Annotated in this window: 18 protein-coding genes, 1 tRNA gene and 2 pseudogenes; 10 read left to right on the plus strand and 11 right to left on the minus strand. The window is 70.8% G+C overall.

Translation table 11 applies throughout. The annotated features are described in order from the left end of the window. Positions 1–2: 2 nt before the first annotated feature. The 3 genes from LPW41_RS12225 to LPW41_RS12235 are packed head-to-tail and all read right to left on the minus strand — an operon-like array spanning position 3 to position 3,195. Positions 3–887 (minus strand): carbohydrate ABC transporter permease, encoded by an 885-nt coding sequence (locus LPW41_RS12225; protein ID WP_230704992.1) that lies wholly within the window; start codon positions 885–887, stop codon positions 3–5. Next, complete coding sequence (locus tag LPW41_RS12230) at positions 884–1,897, minus strand: carbohydrate ABC transporter permease (protein ID WP_144832205.1); 1,014 nt, start codon at positions 1,895–1,897, stop codon at positions 884–886. The genes LPW41_RS12225 and LPW41_RS12230 overlap by 4 nt, the downstream gene beginning before the upstream one ends. Before the next feature lie 11 nt (positions 1,898–1,908). After that, positions 1,909–3,195 carry an extracellular solute-binding protein gene (locus tag LPW41_RS12235; RefSeq protein WP_144832208.1) on the minus strand — a complete coding sequence of 429 codons (1,287 nt, stop codon included), beginning with the start codon at positions 3,193–3,195 and terminating at the stop codon, positions 1,909–1,911. Positions 3,196–3,372: 177 nt separating this feature from the next. Between LPW41_RS12235 and LPW41_RS12240 the strand changes: the two genes are divergently transcribed. The 3 genes from LPW41_RS12240 to mmuM all read left to right on the plus strand — a co-directional run bounded on the left by LPW41_RS12240 (position 3,373) and on the right by mmuM (position 5,907). Beyond that, entirely contained in the window at positions 3,373–4,374 is a 1,002-nt protein-coding gene (locus LPW41_RS12240; RefSeq protein WP_144832211.1) for a LacI family DNA-binding transcriptional regulator, read from the plus strand. Between the two features lie 175 nt (positions 4,375–4,549). Beyond that, positions 4,550–5,056, plus strand: a complete 507-nt coding sequence (locus tag LPW41_RS12245) for a MarR family winged helix-turn-helix transcriptional regulator (protein ID WP_144832214.1) — start codon at positions 4,550–4,552, stop codon at positions 5,054–5,056. Continuing rightward, the gene (gene mmuM / locus LPW41_RS12250) at positions 5,053–5,907 is read left to right on the plus strand and encodes a homocysteine S-methyltransferase (protein ID WP_154097250.1); all 855 of its coding nucleotides are present in this window, start codon (positions 5,053–5,055) and stop codon (positions 5,905–5,907) included. Before LPW41_RS12245 ends, mmuM begins: the two co-directional genes overlap by 4 nt. A 91-nt stretch (positions 5,908–5,998) precedes the next feature. Here mmuM and LPW41_RS12255 read toward each other — a convergent pair whose 3' ends face one another. Continuing rightward, positions 5,999–6,472, minus strand: coding sequence for an Lrp/AsnC family transcriptional regulator (locus LPW41_RS12255; protein ID WP_144785944.1), 474 nt, complete (start codon positions 6,470–6,472; stop codon positions 5,999–6,001). Positions 6,473–6,627: 155 nt separating this feature from the next. Between LPW41_RS12255 and ald the strand changes: the two genes are divergently transcribed. Continuing rightward, complete coding sequence (gene ald, locus LPW41_RS12260) at positions 6,628–7,713, plus strand: alanine dehydrogenase (RefSeq protein ID WP_230704993.1); 1,086 nt, start codon at positions 6,628–6,630, stop codon at positions 7,711–7,713. Positions 7,714–8,128: 415 nt separating this feature from the next. On the opposite strand, the gene LPW41_RS12265 is transcribed toward ald, so the two are convergent. Both LPW41_RS12265 and LPW41_RS12270 read right to left on the minus strand, forming a co-directional pair. Next, a complete protein-coding gene (locus tag LPW41_RS12265; RefSeq protein ID WP_230704994.1) occupies positions 8,129–8,812 on the minus strand; it encodes a response regulator in 684 nt (227 codons plus the stop codon). Beyond that, on the minus strand, positions 8,809–10,413 hold the full coding sequence (locus tag LPW41_RS12270) for an ATP-binding protein (RefSeq protein WP_230704995.1): 1,605 nt from the start codon (positions 10,411–10,413) through the stop codon (positions 8,809–8,811). Before LPW41_RS12270 ends, LPW41_RS12265 begins: the two co-directional genes overlap by 4 nt. A 137-nt stretch (positions 10,414–10,550) precedes the next feature. On the opposite strand from LPW41_RS12270, the gene LPW41_RS12275 reads away from it, so the two are divergent. Beyond that, complete coding sequence (locus LPW41_RS12275) at positions 10,551–12,020, plus strand: cation:dicarboxylase symporter family transporter (RefSeq protein WP_144832226.1); 1,470 nt, start codon at positions 10,551–10,553, stop codon at positions 12,018–12,020. Then, complete coding sequence (locus LPW41_RS12280) at positions 12,017–12,847, plus strand: aldolase/citrate lyase family protein (RefSeq protein ID WP_230704996.1); 831 nt, start codon at positions 12,017–12,019, stop codon at positions 12,845–12,847. Before LPW41_RS12275 ends, LPW41_RS12280 begins: the two co-directional genes overlap by 4 nt. Before the next feature lie 169 nt (positions 12,848–13,016). On the opposite strand, the pseudogene LPW41_RS12285 reads toward LPW41_RS12280, so the two are convergent. The 4 genes and pseudogenes from LPW41_RS12285 to LPW41_RS12300 form a co-directional block, all read right to left on the minus strand. After that, positions 13,017–13,621: pseudogene (locus LPW41_RS12285) on the minus strand (DUF1992 domain-containing protein). Positions 13,622–13,708: 87 nt separating this feature from the next. Next, positions 13,709–14,410, minus strand: a pseudogene (locus LPW41_RS12290) (oxygenase MpaB family protein); the annotation flags it as partial. A gap of 142 nt (positions 14,411–14,552) precedes the next feature. Then, positions 14,553–15,083: a hypothetical protein gene (locus LPW41_RS12295; RefSeq protein ID WP_144832239.1), complete on the minus strand. Its 531-nt coding sequence runs from the start codon at positions 15,081–15,083 to the stop codon at positions 14,553–14,555. Positions 15,084–15,085: 2 nt separating this feature from the next. Beyond that, complete coding sequence (locus LPW41_RS12300; RefSeq protein ID WP_154097258.1) at positions 15,086–15,496, minus strand: DUF4383 domain-containing protein; 411 nt, start codon at positions 15,494–15,496, stop codon at positions 15,086–15,088. Between the two features lie 250 nt (positions 15,497–15,746). On the opposite strand from LPW41_RS12300, the gene LPW41_RS12305 reads away from it, so the two are divergent. The 3 genes from LPW41_RS12305 to LPW41_RS12315 all read left to right on the plus strand — a co-directional run bounded on the left by LPW41_RS12305 (position 15,747) and on the right by LPW41_RS12315 (position 17,195). Next, a complete protein-coding gene (locus LPW41_RS12305; RefSeq protein ID WP_144832244.1) occupies positions 15,747–16,175 on the plus strand; it encodes a YdeI/OmpD-associated family protein in 429 nt (142 codons plus the stop codon). Between the two features lie 43 nt (positions 16,176–16,218). Then, positions 16,219–16,860, plus strand: coding sequence for an asparagine synthase (locus LPW41_RS12310; protein ID WP_230704997.1), 642 nt, complete (start codon positions 16,219–16,221; stop codon positions 16,858–16,860). A 128-nt stretch (positions 16,861–16,988) separates the two neighbouring features. Continuing rightward, positions 16,989–17,195, plus strand: coding sequence for a hypothetical protein (locus LPW41_RS12315; protein ID WP_144832246.1), 207 nt, complete (start codon positions 16,989–16,991; stop codon positions 17,193–17,195). 111 nt (positions 17,196–17,306) lie between these two features. On the opposite strand, the gene LPW41_RS12320 is transcribed toward LPW41_RS12315, so the two are convergent. Beyond that, positions 17,307–17,379 (minus strand) — tRNA-Arg (locus LPW41_RS12320). A 170-nt stretch (positions 17,380–17,549) separates the two neighbouring features. Here LPW41_RS12320 and LPW41_RS12325 point away from each other — a divergent pair. Further along, positions 17,550–19,046 (plus strand): L-serine ammonia-lyase, iron-sulfur-dependent, subunit alpha, encoded by a 1,497-nt coding sequence (locus LPW41_RS12325; protein WP_144832249.1) that lies wholly within the window; start codon positions 17,550–17,552, stop codon positions 19,044–19,046. Positions 19,047–19,055 lie beyond the last annotated feature (9 nt).

The raw sequence follows: 19,055 nt of genomic DNA on the forward strand, positions 1-19,055 counted from the left end.
GGTCAGCCCTTCACGGCGCCGGTGAGGCCGCCGACGATCCGACGCTCGAACACGCTGAAGAACAGCAGAGCGGGGATCATCGACAGCGAGGTGAATGCGAGCACGCGCGCGGTGTCGACGGAGTACTGGGAGGCGAACGCCTGCGTTCCGAGAGGCAGCGTGAAGGCGGCCTCGTTGTTGAGGATGAACAGCGGGAGCATGTACGAGTTCCAGCTGTTGACGAAGGCCAGGATGCCGACGGTCACCACCGCGGGGACGGCGAGAGGCAGCACCATGCGCCAGAAGAACCCGAGGCGGCCGAGCCCGTCGATCGAGGCGGCTTCCTGCAGCTCTTTCGGGATGGCCGCGAGGAAGGGCGACAGGATGATGATCGTCAGCGGCAGGGCGAAGGCGATCTGCGGCACGATGACGCCCGCGAGTGAGTTCATCAGGCCGAGGTTGCGCACGAGGATGTACAGCGGGGTGATGGCGACCGTCATCGGGAACATCAGGCCGGCGGTGAACAGCGCGAAGACCGCGCCGCGGCCGCGGAAGCGGTAGCGCGCCAGGGCGTACGCGGCCATCAAGCCGAGGGCGACGACGAAGACCGTGGTGGCGATCGCCGCGATCGCGGAGTTGCCGACCTGGCCCCAGAAGATGGGGCTGGCGAGCACATCGGCGTAGTTCTGCCAGTTCCAGGTGGTCGGGAAGCCGGCCGGGTCGACGGTGATCTCGGCGTTCGAGCGGAAGCCGCCGAGGATGATGTAGACCACCGGGGCCAGCATCATGCCGATCAGCAACAGGGCGACGAAGCCGACGACGATCGAGCTGGAGCGCTTCGCCCCGGCGGGGGAGCGCAGCGTCGAGCGCGGGGCCTTGGGGGCCACGAGGGTGGCGGTGGCAGTCATTCGGAACCTCCGGTGAGGGCGCCGGCGGTGTCGCGCCGCAGCACGAAACGCTGGTAGATGAGCGCGACGGCGAGCGAGATGAGGAACATCACCACGGCCACGGCGCTGCCGTAGCCGAAGCTGCCCGCGTTGCGGCCGTTGGCGACCATGTAGGTGGCCATGGTCGAGGTGCCGGCGGTCGAGGCGACGTACTGGCCCCAGATGATCCAGACGAGGTCGAACAACTGCAGCGAGCCGATGATCGACAGGAACGCCCAGATGCGGATCGTCGGACCCATCAGCGGCAGCACGATGTGGCGCTGGATCTGCCAGTACGAGGCGCCGTCGATCGCGGCGGCCTCGCTGAGCTCTTCGGGGATGCCCTGGAGTCCGGCGAGGAAGAGGATCACCGCGAAGCCGATGTACTTCCACGTGATGATGATCAGCAGCGTCCAGATCGCCAACGCCGGGTCGGAGATCCAATCGGCGCGGAGGGCGCCGAGCCCGATCTTCTCGAGCGCCCCGTTGAGCGCGCCGCCCGACTGCAGCATGAGGCCCCAGCCGAGACCGACGACGACCTCGGAGATGACGTACGGCACGAAGATGAGCACGCGGATGAGCGACTGCGCCCGCATCTTGCGGTTCAGCAGCAGCGCGAGCCCGAGGGCGAGCGGCCCCTGCAGCACGAGCGAGCCGATCACGATGAAGGCGTTGTGGCCGAGCGCCTCGTGGAACGCGGGATCGGTGAGGATCGTGACGTAGTTGCGGATGCCGACGAAGTCGACGGGAGTGCCGAAGCCCGACCACTTGTAGAAGCCGTAGTACGCGGCCAGGGCGACGGGGAGGATGACGAACGACACGAACACCACCAGGGCGGGGCCCAGGAGGATCGCGAGTTCGCCGCGGATGCGCCAGTTCTCGAGCCGCCGCCGCGCGGGCGGCCGCCCGGCCGAGGGGGTGCGGTGCGCACCCTCCCCGGCCGGGCGGCGAGACCCGGCGTCGGTCGCCGAAGCGGCGAGCTGCGTGGTCATGAGCGGTGTCCTCAGCGCGAGGCTGCGGCGTTGACGGCGTCGACGATGCCCTGCGGCGAGCCCTTGCCGGCGAACATGTCGACGACGGCGACGTTCAGCGCGTTGCCGACGTTCTGGCCGTAGAGGGTGTCGAGCCACACCGAGACGTAGGGCGCCTTCGAATAGGCCTCGAGCACCGACTTCAGCGCGGGGGTCGTCACCGCTCCCTCGGCCTCGCTCGAGGCGGGAAGGGTCTGGAAGGCCTTCGCGTACGCTTCCTGGTTCTCCTTGTTGACGAGGAAGTTCAAGAAGTCGGTGCACTGCGCGGGAGCGTTGACCCAGCACGAGTAGCCGTCGACGCCGCCCATCATGGCGCCGGGTTCGCCGTCGCCGCCCGAGACCTCGGGGAAGGGGAACCAGCCGAGGTCGGCCAGGGGCTGCTCGTCGGGGGTGAGCGAGGCGATCACGCCCGGGTCCCAGGCGCCCATGAGTTCCATGGCGGCCTGGTGGTTGGCCAGGAGACCCGCCGACGAACCGGCGCCCTGCTGGGCCGCGGTGGTGAGGAAGCCGTCGTTGAAGGGCTGCGTCGCGAGGAACGACTGCAGGTCTTCGCCGGCCTTCAGCCAGCACGGGTCGTCGAAGCTGCGGCTCGCGGCGGCGGAGTCGAGCACGTCCTTCGAGCAGGCGCGCAGCGCGAAGTTGTAGTACCAGTGGGCGGCGGGCCAGGCGTCCTTGGCGCCGACGGCGATCGGGGCCACCCCGGTCGCCTTGATCTTGGCGTTGGCCGCCTCGAGCTCGTCGATGGTCGTCGGCGCCGAGGTGACACCGGCGGCCGTGAGCAGGTCTTGCGAGGTGAAGATGCCGGAGGGCAGCACGGCGACCGGCATGCCGTAGTTCTTGCCGTCGATCTCGAACGCCGACAGCGACGAGCCGAGGGCCGTCTTCGCGTCAGCCGAGATCTTGTCGGTCAGGTCCATCGCCTGGCCGGCGGTGACGATGTCGGCGAGCTTGCCGCCGCCGCGGGCCATGAACAGGTCGGGGGCGTCGCCCGAGTTCAGGGCGGTCTGGAGCTTGCCGTCCATCTCCTCGTTCTGCACGGCCTGGATCTCGACGGTGACGCCCGGGTTCGCCGCCTCGAACGCGGCCGCGGTGTCTTCCCAGTACTTCTTGCCGTCGCCGGTCGTGGAGTTGTGCCAGAGCGTCAGGGTGACGCTGCCGTCGGCGTTCTGGCCGCTGCCGCCGCCTGCGGCGCAACCGCCGAGCGCGAGGGTGCCGGCGACGGCGAGGGCCGCTCCGGCGAGGATCTTGCGCGTGTTCATGTGATGCCCGTTTCTCTTCGTCGAGGTGCGCCGCGGGGCGCGTCGGTGTGTGCGGCTGCTCTGCCGTTCGTGCGCTTCTCGGGGTCTGCTGCCCGCCGAGGTGTCAGCAGTGTCGCCCGGAGCCCGCTTCGTCGTCAAACGTTTTCGAAAATGATTTCCACGCTAGGGTCGGATGCCATGACGAGGCGAACCACCATCCACGACGTCGCCGCGGCGGCCGGGGTCTCGGTGGCCACGGTGTCGAAGGCCGTGAACGGCCGTTACGGCGTCTCGCCCGAGACCGTGGGCCGCGTGCTCGACGCGGTGAAGACCCTCGGCTACGAGTCGAGCCTCGTGGCCAGCAGCATGCGCTCGCGCCGCACGGGAGTGATCGGTGTGCTGGTGGCCGACATCGAGCCGTTCTCGGCGGAGATCCTCAAGGGTGTCGCGGGGGCCCTGTCCGACACCGGTTACGACCTGCTCGCGTACACCGGAGCCCGTCGCGACGGCGAGGGCTGGGAGCGCCGCTCCCTGAGTCGACTCAGCGGAACGCTCATCGACGCGGCGATCATCGTCACCCCCACGGTGGTCAACGTCTCGAGCGACGTGCCGATCGTCGCGATCGATCCGCACACCGGACGCGGCGACGTGCCCACCGTCGAATCCGACAGCTTCACCGGAGCTCAGCAGGCGGTGCACTACCTCGTGCAACTCGGCCACCGCCGCATCGGTTTCATCGCCGGTCGCCCCGATCTGCGTTCGGCGGTGGCCCGCGCATCGGGATACCGCGCGGGGCTCGCGGCCGCCGGCATCCCGTTCGATCCCGCGCTCGTGGGCGACGGACGGTACGAGCACGACGTCGCCCGCGAGGCTGCGCACGCGATGCTCGCATTGCCCGACCCGCCCACCGCGGTATTCGCGGCGAACGACCTCTCGGCCCTGTCGATCGTCGAGGTCGCCGGCGAACGTGGTCTCCGCGTGCCCGACGACCTCTCGGTGGTCGGCTTCGACGACGTGCCCGAGGCCGCCCGCGCCCAACCCGCTCTCACGACGGTGCGCCAACCCATGAAGCGCTTGGGCGCTGAAGCCGTGCGCATCGTGCTGGCGCTGCTCGCCGGTGAGGAGCTGCCGGCCACGCACGTCGAGCTTCCGACGCGTCTGGTCGCGCGCGGGACGACGGCGCCGCCGCGCGAGCGCTGAAGCGGGGCGTGCGGCCGGGGTCCCGGCATCCGGTGCCCCTGCCCTCACCCCTTGCATGAGTGTCGAGATCGTCCGGGTGTTCTGGACGCTCAGCGGCCTGTCGTCGCCCCGGCGAGAGCGCCGACGAGCCCGCAAGGCGCGCCGCGACACCCCGCGGCTCCGGTACCGTCGAAGAATGCCTACCGCGAGCAGTAAAGACGACGAGGTCGACCTCCTCATCGACGCCTGGTCGCAGCTGCTTCCCGAGGTCGACCTGACGCCCCTCGACGTGATGTCGCGCCTGCGCCGCGCGGCCTTCCACCTGTCGAAGCTGCGCGCCAAGGCCTTCGCGAGCGCCGGCATCGCCGTGTGGGAGTTCGACGTGCTCGCGGTGCTCCGCCGCGCGGGCACCGAGCTGAGCGCCACGCGCCTCATCACGGCCACCATGATCGGCAGCGCCGCCATGACCAACCGCCTCGACAAGCTCGCCGAGCGCGGCCTCGTGCACCGACGTCCCAATCCCTCCGACGGTCGGGCAATCCTCGTCGCGATCACCGCCGAGGGCATCGAGCGCGTGGACGCCGCGATGACCGAGCTCGTCCGTCTCGAGGCCGAAGCCCTGCGCGATGTCAGCCGCCAAGACCAGGCGCTGCTCGCGAGCGCCCTGCGCGTGCTGGCGGCCGGCGAGACGCACGAGGCGTGACCGACTTCGCCACCGCTCTGACCCAGCGCCCCGTCGTCCTCGACGGCGGTCTCGGCACTCTGCTCGAGACGCGCGGCAACGACGTCACGAGCGACCTGTGGTCGGCGCGCGTGCTGCGCGACGACCCCGACGAGGTGCGCGCCGCACACGCCGAATTCGTCACCGCGGGCGCCGAGGTCGTGATCACCGCGTCGTACCAGATCGGTTTCGGGGGAGAGATCCCGGATGCCGAGGTCGAGGCGTTGCTGCGCCGCTCGGTGACCGTGGCGCGCGACGCCGGCGCGGCGGTGGTCGCGGCATCCGTCGGTCCAGTCGGAGCGCTCCGCGCCGACGGCAGCGAGTACACCGGCGCGTACGGGCTGACCCTCGCCGAGCTGCGCGATGCCCACCGCCGACGCCTGCACGTTCTCGCGGATGCCGGGGCCGACGTCCTGGCGATCGAGACGATCCCCTCGCTGCTCGAGGTGGAGGCCCTCGCGCTCGAGCTCGCCGCGCTCGACATGCCGGCCTTCGTCAGCCTTTCGGCCGACAGCACCGGTTTCGCGGGACGCGGAGCGCTCGCCGCGGCACTGCGCGAAGCGGCATCCGCCCCGGGAGTCGTCGCAGTGGGGGTCAACTGCTGCGCCCCCGGCTCGGTGCTGCCCGCCCTCGCGGATGCGCCCGACCTGCCGCTGGTGGTCTACCCCAACACGGGCGAGACGTGGGAGGCCGCGACGCGCACCTGGCACGGCGGAGCTGCCCCGCTCGCCGACGACGCTCCCGCGTGGGTCGCCGCCGGCGCGCGTCTGGTGGGCGGATGCTGCCGGTCGAGGCCCGCCGACATCGCCGCGATCGCGGCCGCGGTGCGCTGAGCGGGCCCTCCACCGTCTGCGTGAGGGGTCACGAAGTGTCGCGTCGAGAGGCTTCCAGCGACCGATCGTGACCCCTCACGCGGGGGCGGGCTCAGTCGAAGTCCGCGGCCAGGGCGTTGCGGTGGTACTCGAAGATGATGCTCGTGCGCGTCGAGGCGACGCTGTGCCGAGCCGAGAGGTGGTCGACGACGAAGCGGCGCACGGCCGACGAATCGTCGACGGCGATGTGCACGAGGAAGTCGTCGGCGCCGCCGAGGAAGAACAGCTGGATCACGTCGGGGTGGCGGCGGATCTCGTGAGCGAACGCGCGGATGCTCTCCTGCCGCTGCCCCGGACGCAGGGTGACCCCGACGATCGCCTGCAGCCCGCGGCCGAGGCGGCTCTGGTCGACGGCGGCGTGGAACCCGGTGATGAGCCCGCGGTCGACGAGGCCCCGTAAGCGCGCATGGGCGGTGGATGCCGCAACCCCGAGCTCGTCGGCGAGGGCGGCGTTCGTCATGCGTGCGTCGGCCGACAGCAGTTCGATGATGCGCGCGTCGAGGGGGTGCAGGTCGTCGTCGGCCACCGTAGATCCTTCGCGTCGGCGACCCCGGCGGGAGTCGTTTCGCCGATGGTATCCCTGCACGAACGGCTGTAGCCGAAGGATCTGCGCGGAAACACCACGGAAACACTCTTTTCTGCGATCCTCTCGGCAACGCTCATCCGCTCGAGGAGGAACCCATGCGCGTGTCCGTGCCCACCGAGATCAAGAACAACGAGAACCGCGTCGCCATGACGCCCGCGGGGGTCGATTCGCTCGTCCATCGCGGTCACGAGGTCTTCGTGCAGGCGGGTGCGGGTGAGGGCAGCGGCTTCTCCGACGAGCAGTACCGTGCGGCCGGTGCCGAGATCGTCGACACCGCCGAAGAGACCTGGGCGCGTGCCGAACTGCTCGTCAAGGTGAAGGAGCCCATCGCCCCCGAGTACGGCTTCCTGCGCCGCGACCTCACGCTCTTCACCTACCTGCACCTCGCCGCCGACCGACCGCTGACCGACGCCCTCATGGGTGCGGGCACCACGGCCGTGGCGTACGAGACCGTGCAGACCGCCGATCGGGCGCTGCCGCTGCTGGCCCCCATGAGCGAGGTGGCCGGGCGCCTGTCGATCATCGAGGGCGCCCACCACCTGCTGCGCGCCTCGGGCGGGCGCGGTCTGCTCCCCGGCGGCGTGCCCGGCACCCCGCGGGCCAAGGTCGTCGTGATCGGCGGCGGCGTCGCGGGCGAGCACGCCGCGGCCAACGCCCTCGGACTCGGTGCCCGCGTCACGGTGATCGACATCTCGCTGCCCAAGCTCCGCCAGCTCGAGGAGCGCTTCGGCGGCGCGATCGAGACCCGCGCCTCGACCCGTCTCGAGATCGCCGAGCAGCTGTCCGACGCCGACCTCGTGATCGGCTCGGTGCTCATCCCCGGCGCCGCCGCCCCCAAGCTCGTCACCGACGACATGGTCGCCGCGATGAAGCCCGGCGCGGTGCTCGTGGACATCGCGATCGACCAGGGCGGCTGCTTCGAGGGCTCGCGCCCGACCACGCACGACGCACCCACCTTCCGCGTGCACGAGGCGCTGTACTACTGCGTGGCGAACATGCCCGGCGCGGTGCCGCGCACCTCGACCCGGGCTCTGTCGAACGCCACCCTGCCGTACATCACGCGCATCGCCGAGCAGGGCTGGGAGGCAGCGGCATCCGCCGATCCTGCCCTCGCCACGGGCCTGAACGTGCGCGCCGGGGTGGTCGTGAACGAGGGCGTCCGCGCGGCTTTCGACCTCTGATCCGCAGAGGTGGCTGAGCTTGTCGAAGTCACCGGGGTGGCCGCGGGTTCCGGTCCCTTCGACAGGCTCAGGGACCTGGGTTGCGCGAGGTGGCTGAGCTTGTCGAAGTCACCGGGGTGGCTGTGGGCTCTGGTCCCTTCGACGGGCTCAGGGACCTGGGTTGCGCGAGAGGGCTGAGCTTGTCGAAGTCACCGGGGTGGCTGTGGGTTCCGGTCCCTTCGACAGGCTCAGGGACCTGGGTTGCGCAGAGGTGGCTGAGCTTGTCGAAGTCACCGGGGTTGCCGCGGGTTCCGGTCCCTTCGACAGGCTCAGGGACCTGGGTTGCGCGAGGGGGCTGCGGGTTGCGGTCCCTTCGACAGGCTCAGGGATCTCGCGTGGCTCAGGGACCTCGCGTGGCTCGGGGACCTCGCGGGGCTCAGCCGCGCACCCAGGCGTAGGTGATCTCGGGGCGGCCCTGGCCGCCGTACCGGGGTTCGCGGCGCACGCGCCCGGCGTCGGCGAGGTGTTCGAGGTACCGCCGGGCGGTGACCCGCGACATGCCTTCGCTCTCGCCGACCTCGGTCGACGACACCGCTCCGGCGGCGGTGCGCACGCGCGCGGCGACGGCCTGCAACGTCTCGTCGCTGAGCCCCTTCGGCAAGGTGGGGGCGGCGACCGTGCGGAGCGACCCGAGCAGGGCATCGACCTCCGACTGCGTCGCATCGCCGGCGGCGCGATCCAGTCCCTCGACGTACGCGCGGTACGCCTCGAGGCGCTCGCGGAACGCGGCGAACGCGAACGGCTTGATGAGATACTGCACGACCCCGATCGACACCGCCGCCCGCACGGTGGCGGCGTCGCGCACCGCGGTCACCGCGATGATGTCGACGCCCGAACCCATCGCGCGCACGCGCCGGGCGACGTCGAGTCCCGTGCCGTCGGGCATGGTCATGTCGAGCAGCACGAGATCGATCGAGCGATCCGGGTCGGTGATCGCGGTGAGCGCCGCGCGGGCTCCGGCGGCCTGACCGACGACCTCGAACCCCGGCACGCGGCCGACGTAGGCGCTGTGCAGCTCGAGGGCGAGGGCGTCGTCGTCGACGACGAGCACGCGGATCACGGTGCCACCGCCTCGGCCACCGCGGGGAGGAAGACTCGCACCGTGGTGGGCTGAGCGGTCACCTGCAGAGTGCCTCCCCGGGCGGCGACGATGTCGCGGACGAGCGCGAGTCCCACGCCGCGGCCACCGGGGGAGAGGGCGGTCTTCGTCGAGGCGCCGAAGGCGAAGGGGTCGGCGAGCGCCGGGTCGAATCCCGCCCCGCTGTCGACGACCTCGACGACCACGTCGGCACCGTTGTCGCGCAGCGCCGCGCGCACCCACCGCGGCTCGGGGCCCGCCGCCGCGGCATCCAGCGCGTTGTCGACGAGGTTGCCGACGACCGTCACCGCTTCGGCCGCGGCCAGCGGCAGCGTCGGGGTGGGCTCGGCCACATCGATGTCGAGGCGCACTCCGCGTTCGGCGGCTTCGTCGAGCTTGCCGAGCAGCAGGGCGACGACCACGGCGTCGTCGTCGTCCGAGACGAGGCGGTCTGCGAGGTCCTGACGCTCTCCGGTCGACGCGACGATCAATCGTCGGGCTTCGTCGACGCGGCCGAGTTCGAGCAGAGCGAGTAGGGCGTGCAGGCGGTTGCCGTGCTCGTGCGTCTGCGAGCGCAAGGTGTCACTGAGCGTGCGCACGCCCTCGAGCTCGCCCAGCAGGGCCTGCAGTTCCGATCGATCGCGCAGGGTCATCACGCGCCCGCGCTCGGGAGCGCGTCGGCCGCTGAGGTCCCGCGCTTCCTCCTGGTTGACCAGCAGCACGCGGTCGCCGTTCACGACGGTCTCTTCGACCATGCGGCGCCCGGTCGCGATGGCATCGGCGAGCCCGGCGTCCATCTCGACCTCGCGGGGGTCGAGAGACACCTGCCCGCTCGTGGCCGGGGGCAGCCCCAACAGGTCGGCCGCCTCGTCGTTGTACAGCACGATGCGTCCGGCACGGTCGGTCACGACGAGCCCCTCGCGCAGCGAGTGCAGTACGGTCTCGTAGCTCTCGACGAGCCGCGACAGCTCGCCCGGCGTGTACGACCCGGTCACGCGACGGGCGCTGCGACGCACGTACAGCGCCCCGAGCACGCCCATGCCGACGATGGCGGCGGATGCCAGGACGATGAGCGGTGCGCGCGCCGCGATGTCCTGCTGCACGGCGCCGAGGGTGACGCCCACCGAAACCAGCGCGATGATGTCGCCGTTCTCGCCGCCGTCGACGCGGATGGGGGCGATCGTGCGGACCGAGGGACCGAGGGTGCCTTCGTACACCTCGGTGAACGTGTTCCCGGCGAGGGCTTCTTCGCGCGAGCCCAGGTACGGCTCACCGATCTCCGACCGGTTGCGATGGGTGATGCGGGTGCCGTCGGGCGTCATGATCGTGACGAACGACAGGTCGGCCTCGGCAAGGATCTGCTCGACCATCGGCTGCAGGGTGTCGGAGTCGCGGGCGGCCGCGAGCACCGCGACATCGGGCTCGTGCGCGAGCGTCTCGGCGACCGACCGCGTCACCTTCTCGGCCTCGCGCTGACCGGAGTCGCTGAGCTGCAGCGACAGCAGCGCCGCGAGCACGCCGGCGACGAGAACGACGACGCCGAGCGACACCAATGCCAGGCGTCCTCCCACGCTCAATCGCATGTCACCGCCCTTCCTCGCGCTGTCGTGAACAATACGACCACAAATCGTGGATGCGTCCGCGCTCGACCACAGTCAAGTCATTCGCCGACGGCTTCGTCGGGAAAAACAATGACGTTAGGAAGAGGGGAAAGGCGCTGATGGCTCTCTCACTCCGCACCACTCGGGATGGTCGCCCCCGTAAGAAGATCGACCGCAACCACTGGCTCTACATCGCCGTGATCGTCGCCGTCGTGGCCGGCATCATCGTCGGTCTCATGGCCCCGGCCTTCGCCACGGCACTCGAGCCGGTCGGCAAGGGCTTCGTCTCGCTGATCAAGATGATGATCGCCCCGGTGATCTTCTGCACGATCGTCGTGGGCATCGGCTCGATCGCCAAGGCCTCCACGGTCGGCAAGATCGGCGGCCTGGCGATGGTCTACTTCCTGGTGATGTCGTCGTTCGCACTGATCATCGGCCTGGTCGTCGGCAACATCATCCACCCCGGTGAGGGTCTCAACATCTCGGGAGCGACGTACGAAGCCCCGGCCGAGGCCACCACCACGCAGGACTTCATTCTGGGCATCATTCCCACGACGTTCTTCTCGGCATTCACCGGCGGCAGCATCCTCCAGGTGCTGTTCATCGCCCTCCTCGTCGGCTTCGCCCTGCAGGGCATGGGCGAGCGCGGAGCGCGCATGGTCGAGGGCATCCGCAACTTCCAGGTGCTCGTCTTCCGCATCCTCGGCATGATCCTGTGGCTCGCTCCGATCGGCGCCTTCGGTGCGATCGCCGCGGTCGTCGGCAAGACCGGCTTCCAGGCCGTGATCAGCCTCGGCATCCTGATGGGCGCGTTCTACCTGACGTGCTTCCTGTTCATCACGCTCGTGCTCGGTGTGCTGCTGTACGTCGTGACCCGCGTGAACATCTTCACGCTCATGAAGTACCTGGGCCGCGAGTACCTGCTGATCGTCGGCACCTCGTCGTCGGAGGCTGCTCTGCCCCGCCTCATCGCCAAGATGGAGCACCTCGGCGTCTCGAAGCCGGTGGTCGGCATCACCGTCCCGACCGGGTACTCGTTCAACCTCGACGGCACCGCGATCTACCTGACGATGGCCTCGCTGTTCATCGCCACCGCGATGGGCTCGCCCATGTCGCTCGGCGAGCAGATCGGGCTCATGATCTTCATGATCATCGCCTCGAAGGGCGCCGCCGGTGTCACCGGAGCCGGTCTCGCCACCCTCGCCGGTGGACTGTCGGCCTACCGCCCCGACCTGGTGGACGGCGTCGGTGTCATCGTCGGCATCGACCGCTTCATGTCAGAGGCCCGCGCCGTCACCAACTTCACCGGCAACGCGGTGGCCACGATGCTCATCGGCGTCTGGACCAAGGAGTACGACGGCCAGCGCGTCCGCGAAGTGCTCGCCGGCAACCTCCCGTTCGACGAGACGATGCTCACCGGCGACGGTCACGGCGGCTCGCACGGTGCGGCCGTGAACGAGGCGGCGGATGCCAAGCAGGACGCCTCCGTGGCGGTCGGCGCCGGCCCCGTCGGTGCCGTCGACACCTCGACGCTCAACGCCTTCCGCGTCCAGGCGGAGGCGGAGGAGTCGGCTCGGAGCCGCTCGTGAGCCTTGCGCACACCCCGGCGGGGGCGGCTTCGGCCGCCCCCGCCCCCGCGCGCGCGGACCTCGCCCGCACCTGGATGCTGCGCTCGCCCCTCGCGGGCGGCCTCGACACCGCGGCCGATGTTCTCGTGCTCGATCTCGAAGACGGCCTTCCCTCCGGACGCAAGGACGAGGGTCGCGATCGTGCGCGCCGCGCGGCCGCCGAGGTTCCCGTCTGGCTGCGCATCAGCGCCGCCGGCACCCGAGACGGGCAGGCTGATCTCGCTCTCGGACGCGAGCTCGACGACCGTCTCGCCGGGGTCGTCCTGGCGATGTGCGCCGGCCCCGCCGACGTCGGTCATGTCGCGGCCTCGCTTCCGGCGGGCACGCCGATTGTCGCGATGGTCGAGTCCGCCGCGGCTCTTCTGGCCGCCCCCGCGATCGCCGCGCACCCCGCGACCCGACGTCTCGCTTTCGGCACCGGTGATTTCCGTCGCGACACCGGCATGGCGGCGGACCGCATCGCGCTGTCGTGGCCGCGCGCCCAGCTCGTGGTCGCCTCCGCCGCGGCGGGCATCGCCGGCCCGATCGACGGCCCCTGCGGTCCGATCGACCAGGCGCTCGACGCGGCTCGGCACGCGGTCGCGATGGGTTTCACCGGCACTCTCGCGCTTCAGGATGCCGCCGTGCCCGGCGCCCACGCCGGGTTCACGCCGGCGCCCGACGAGGTGGAGCGCGCCCGCGCCCTGCTGTCCGCGACCCCGGACGGTCCCGTCGACGGCTCGTACGCCCCGACGCTCGCCCGTGCCCGCGCCCTCATCGCGCGCGCCGAGGCCCTCGCCGCCCTCTGACCGAGCGATCACCCCGCGCAAGGTCCCTGAGCCCGTCGAAGGGACCGCCTGACCGCGAGGTCCCTGAGCCTGTCGAAGGGACCGCCCAGCGCAAGGTCCCTGAGCCTGTCGAAGGGACCGCTCCAAACCGGCGGCTTCGACACGCTCAGCCACCTCGCGAAGGACGCCCCTACCGCCTCCGGAACCACCTCCGACGCGGAGCCGGCGCCTCCACCGCGGCCGCGGCCTCGCGGGCGCGGCGTCTCTCGCCCCACGCCGCGAGCTCGGCATCGATGTCGACGGTCGGGGTGACCACGGGCGGCCCGCCCTGCAGCTGACGCCGCGCCTCGATGACGCGGCGGTTGAAGTCCTCGAGGGCTTCCCGCACGTCGGGCTCGCGCGCGATGGCATCCATCCGCTCCGCCCGTTCGGCGTACTCGACCCGCAGCGTCAGGGCCGGGGGACCGAGACCCGAGAGCTGCTCGGTCTCGATCTTGCGCCGGATCCACCAGTTCGGGTCGTGCGACGCCCCCAGGTCGGGCAGGGGCTTGCCCGCCCCGGGCAGATCGTCGAACTCGCCGCGACGGATCGCCTGCTGGATCGAGGTCTCGACGAAGGCGGCACGCTCCGCAGCCGTCGAGCCGCGGGCCGGTGCCTCGGGCTCCGCTTCGGGTTCGAGCCCCGCCTCGCGCAGACGGCGGTCGAGTCGGTAGCGTTCGGCCTCCTGCCGGGGGTCTTCGCTCACGCCGCCTCCCGCTGTTCGCGCTCCAACCGGCGCAGGCGTTCACGTGCCATGTCTTGGGCGCGGGGCCCCGAGCCGAGCGCGCGCTCGGTGATCCGCAGCACGAGGCGGGTGAGGGTCAGCACGGGCAGGGGCCAGCGTCGCACGCCGAGCATCTTGCGGTAGCGGCGGGGGATCGTCGCGACGGCCGCGGCGAACAGCACGCGGTACGACAGACCCATGAGGCCGGGGAACGGCGGCTTGCGCAGGAAGCGCACGACGTCGGCCACGCGCTCGTCACCGCGCAGCTCGCGGCGGTCGGCGAAGCCGTCGATCTCGGCGCGCAGGGCGTCGCGCGTGAGGGGCGGATCGACCACCCGCATCAGGCGCCCCGCCGTCGCCCAGTCGGCGACGTAGGCGTCGGGTCCGCCGGGAATCGGTTTGCGTGAGACCTCGTGTCCGGCGAGGAACGCGTCGGTGAAGGCCAGGTGCACCCACCTCACGAGGTCGGCCGCCTCCGCCGTGTAGCCGCGCTCAGTGCCGTCACCCGCCCGGTATTCGCCCTTCACCCGTTGGTGGAATCGACCGACGCGTCGGGTCTCGGCATCCGCCTGCGTCGTACTCCCGTAGGTGAGGGTGATGACCCAGCGCACCGTACCGGTGAGGCGACCGATGGGGTCTTCGCGATAGCGCGACCAGTCGTGCACCCCCGCGAGCGCTCCCGGGTGCAGTGCTTGCAGGAGCAGAGCCCGGATGCCGGCGACGAGAGTCCCCATGCCGGCGTGCACGGTCCACGCGGGGCCGTTCTCGGCGAAGTAGCCGGTGTCGTCCCCGTCGGCGATGGCGCGGACGTACGGTGCCATCCCGGTCGGGTCGCCCGCCAGAGCGACGAGGATCTTGCCCCGCAGCGACTGGATCCAGCCGGGAGCGGAGGGGTAGGTCGCGTCGGTCACCTCTCCAGCGTGCCACCGTCTGAGCGGGCGGGCGCGGGATCGACCGAGGTCGTCAGTGACCTTCGTGCGAGATCACAGGAACGGTGCCGTCGTCGCGCATGAGCACGGCGTCCTGAGTGGCTCCGAGAGCCGGGGTGACGATGACCGAGAGCACGGCGGCCGCGACGAGCAGCCCGACGACGCTCATCGGCTTCGCCGCACGGTCTGCGGGTGCTCCATCGCGCAGACGGCGCAGGTGCACGGCGACCGTGGCGCCCACGACGACGAGCAGCACGCACGCGGCGGCGACGCCGAGGATGCTCGTGTGCGCGGGCGTGAGGAACATCAGTGCCGACACCACGAGCAGCGAGGCGATCGCGCCGCCCAGAGCGAGGCGCGGAAACACGAGACGGCCGGTGGAGAGGACCGCGCCGCCCCAGGCGAGAGCGGCGAGTCCCAAGACGACCGCCCCGATCCCGAGGCCGTCGGCGACGGCCCCGGAATCGGAACGGACGATCGCACCCGCGCCGAGGGCGGCGGTGATGAGGCCGGCCCCCCACGCGGATACGGAGGGCCACGACCGCACGAAGGTCGCGGCGGTCATGATCAGACCGCAGCCGTGCGCGGGACGTTGCGCTCGGTGCCGAGTCCGACACCCAGCAGCACGACGGCACTGGCGAGGTGGAGGAAGTGGTCGGGCACGTTCAGCGCAAGGATGTTCGCCGCGGTACCGGTCAGGAAGAACCCGACGATACCGAGCAGCAGGTACACGGCGCCGACGGTGGTGTTGACGCCCTTCGCGGCACGTGCGTTGGCCAGGCCCGCGATCAGCAGGGCCGCACCGATGAGCAGGTGGGCGATGTTGTGCAGCGGGTTGACCTCGAAGATGCCGAGGAGCAGATTGCCCTGCGTCGCGATGAAACCGACGCCGCCGGTGACGGCGAAGCCGAGAAGACCGACCAGCAGGTAAACGGCACCGAAGACGGTCGCGACGATGCGGTTGGGTGACGAGCTCATGATGAACCTCCCAGAGTGTTGGCAGCGACCGTCCGGTCGCTTCACCACATCTTCGGAGGAACACTTCGAATCGGATTGCCCTTTGCTTTCGCAGCACGCAATGCACTATGCCCGGAAACGACAGAAGGCCCCCGAGTACTCTCCGAGGCCCTCCGCAACAGATCCGACGATAGGCAGGGGTACCAGTCCGCCCGAGGGGATTGCATTTCGCGGGGTGTTCACGTAGCGAGCGATCTGGGACACTCATCGCATGCGGTTCGAGACCACACTGCTTCAGATGGGCAACAACACCGGCATCGAGGTGCCGCCCGAGGTGCTGGAGGCTCTGGGCGGGGGCAAGCGCCCTGCCGTGACCGTCGATGTGAACGGCTACACCTACACCAGCACTGTGGGGGCGATGGGCGGGCGCTCGCTCATCCCGTTCTCCGCCGACAAGCGCAAGGCGACCGGTCTGGCGGGTGGCGATGCGATCACGGTGGAGCTCGCGCTCGACACGGCGCCGCGCACCGTCGAGGTTCCCGACGATCTGGCCACCGCGCTCGCCGAGGTGGGGAGACGTGACGCGTTCGACGCGCTCTCGCCCAGCGCGCGCAAGGCGCACGTGACGAACGTGGAGTCCGCGAAGGCCGCCGACACCCGCTCGCGTCGCGTCGAGACGATCGTGTCGAAACTCGCCTGAGCGATCCGCGCGCCCCGGGCGATAGCCTGGAGCGGGAGGTCCCGTGGGGCGTACGAAAGAGGCCATCGCCGAGGGGCTGTCGATTGCGACGGCCGCGGCGCGTCTGACCGTGCGCAATCGGATCCTGGTCGAGACGATCGCCCGCGGGGGGCAGTTCGACGGCGAGGTCTTCGCCGACTTCGCCCGCGAGACGCTCGCCGCCCTCGCCGATGAGCAGGACCAGGCGGCCGAGCGCGTCACCCACCAGCGCAAGCGTGCGTGGGGACGGTTCTCCGACTCGTCGGGCACCCATGACTACCGCGATCGCGACACCCGCAACCTCCGCCGCCGGGCGAAGCAGTCCCGTGGCGTCGCGAAAGAGCTGCGTGCTCTCGCCGCCGACCCCGAGCGCCTCGCCAAGCTCGTCGCCGACGCCCGGATCGCGGCGTGGGGCGATGTCGAGGCGAACCTCAGCAAGCGGCTCGACGTCGAGGGCATGACCGCCGACGCCGATCCGGAGTACGCCCAGATGCGCAAGGCCCGTATGGACGCCCTGCGTATGGTCGACCTCGCCCGCCTCGCCTCCCAGGCCAAGCGCCGCGCGAAAGAGAAGGCCGCGGCCGATGAGGCAGAGCCCGCCGACGAGGTCGCACCGACGACCGGTGGCGGCAAGGGCGGCAAGAAGAAGAAGTCCGCGGCGCGCTGAGGGGTCCTCTCGCGTGAACTGACACGGGTGCCTTCGCTCATGCGGCCGAGTCTCACCCGCGTGCGGCGCGGTGCGCGGGCGCACGTGCGAGCCCCGAGTAGCGTCGGCGCCGACGGAAGGTGGATGCCATGGCGCAGCGACGCTTCGGACGAAAGCCCCGCGTGGCCCGAGAGGGATATGCGCTCGTGTCGGTGAGCGCCCGCGACGCGGCCGGCTTCGTGCACCACTACGACGACATCGAGGCCCCGCTCGGATCGCTGCACGAGGCGATGGCGATCCTGCAGCTGCACTCGGCGGCGACCGAGGCCGCGCACCGGGGTGAAGCCTCGGCCTGACCCGGCACCACCGCGACCACGCGGGACGCGGAGGGCTCGGCATCCGGAGACGGAAAAAGCCCCGGCCGGAGTTTCCTCACGGCCGGGGCTTGTCACTGTCTCAACACAGTGTGCGCCCGAAGGGACTCGAACCCCTAACCTTCTGATCCGTAGTCAGATGCTCTATCCATTGAGCTACGGGCGCTAGGGCCTCCGCGCGAAACGGCGCGCAGGCCGTGGTCCAGCATAGCCGGGACCCTGTGACACGTCTAATCGGCTCCGCACACCCTGCATCCCGGGCGTGGCGCAGCGGTGACGCCAGGGTGTCTGCGCGGTGACTGCGCCGGGGGGGGAGGGGCGACGTACGCTGGCGGGATGAGCGCATACACCTCCGCGTTCGAGCTGTTCTCCATCGGGATCGGACCCTCGAGCTCCCACACCGTCGGCCCCATGAGGGCCGCTGTCGATTTCGCCGCTCGACTCGAGGGCGACGGCGCCCTCGAGAAGGTGGCATCCGTCTCGTGCGCCCTGTACGGCTCGCTCGGCGCCACCGGTATCGGGCACGGCACCCCCGACGCGGTCGTCGCGGGCCTGCAGGGCCTCGAGCCCGAGAGCGTGGATCCGGATGCCGTGCGGCGGGCCTGGTCGGATTGGCCCGAGGGGCAGCCGCTCCTCCTCGCCGGTCGGCGCGAGATCGCCTTCGCGAAGAGCGACGTGGTCTTCGAGCCGCGAACGCGGTTGCCCGGTCACCCGAACGCCATGACCCTCGTCGCGCGCGACGGCGATGGCGCGGTGATCGCGGAGGACACGTACTACTCGGTCGGTGGAGGCTTCATCCGCCGCGAGGGAGAACCCGCGCGCGTGGCGGCCGAGCCGATGCCGCTCGCGTTCGACGACGCGGCGACACTGCTCGCGCTGTGCGACGAGCGCGGGATTACGATCGCCGAAGCGGCTCGTCTCAACGAGACCGCGCTCCACAGCGACGAGGAGGTCGCGGCCGGCCTCGATCGCATCTGGGACGCCATGGCGGCGTGCGTGAACGCCGGACTCGCGAACGACGGTGTGCTGCCGGGCATGCTCAAGGTGAAGCGTCGCGCCGCGGTCATCCGCGGCCAGCTCGAGGAGATCCAGGCCGAGGGGCACCGCGAGCTGCCGGGCGAGTGGCTCGGCGCCTTCGCGCTGGCCGTCAATGAAGAGAACGCCGCGGGCGGACGGGTGGTGACCGCCCCGACCAACGGCGCCGCCGGCATCCTGCCCGCCGTGGCCATGTACTGGTGGCGTTTCCTGGCTGACTCCGGACTCGGCCAGGGCAATGCGGTCACCCCTTACGGCGAGCTCGTCGGCAGCGCCCTGCTGGGCTACGACGGTCACGCGGTCACGCGCGGCGAGGTGTCGGCGTGGGACGACGACGATGTCGCAGAAGCCAATCGCCGTCGCGGCATCCGGAGATTTCTGCTGACGGCGACGGCGCTTGGCTCCCTCTTCAAGGCCAACGCCTCGATCTCGGGAGCCGAGGGCGGATGCCAGGCCGAGGTCGGATCCGCGTGTGCGATGGCCGCGGGTGGACTGACCGCCGTGATGGGCGGCACCAACCGGCAGATCGAGAACGCGGCCGAGATCGCGATGGAGCACCACCTGGGCCTCACGTGCGACCCGGTCGGCGGACTCGTGCAGATCCCGTGCATCGAGCGCAACGCGATCGCGGCGTCGACGGCGGTCACGGCCGCACGTCTCGCCCTGCGCGGCGACGGCAGTCACTACGTGTCTCTCGACGCGGTGGTCGAGACGATGCGTCAGACCGGTATCGACATGTCGACGAAGTACAAGGAGACGAGCGAGGGCGGCCTCGCGGTCAACGTCATCGAGTGCTGAGCGGGAGCG

The organism is Microbacterium sp. JC 701 (assembly GCF_021026215.1).
Taxonomy (GTDB): Bacteria; Actinomycetota; Actinomycetes; order Actinomycetales; family Microbacteriaceae; genus Microbacterium; species Microbacterium algihabitans.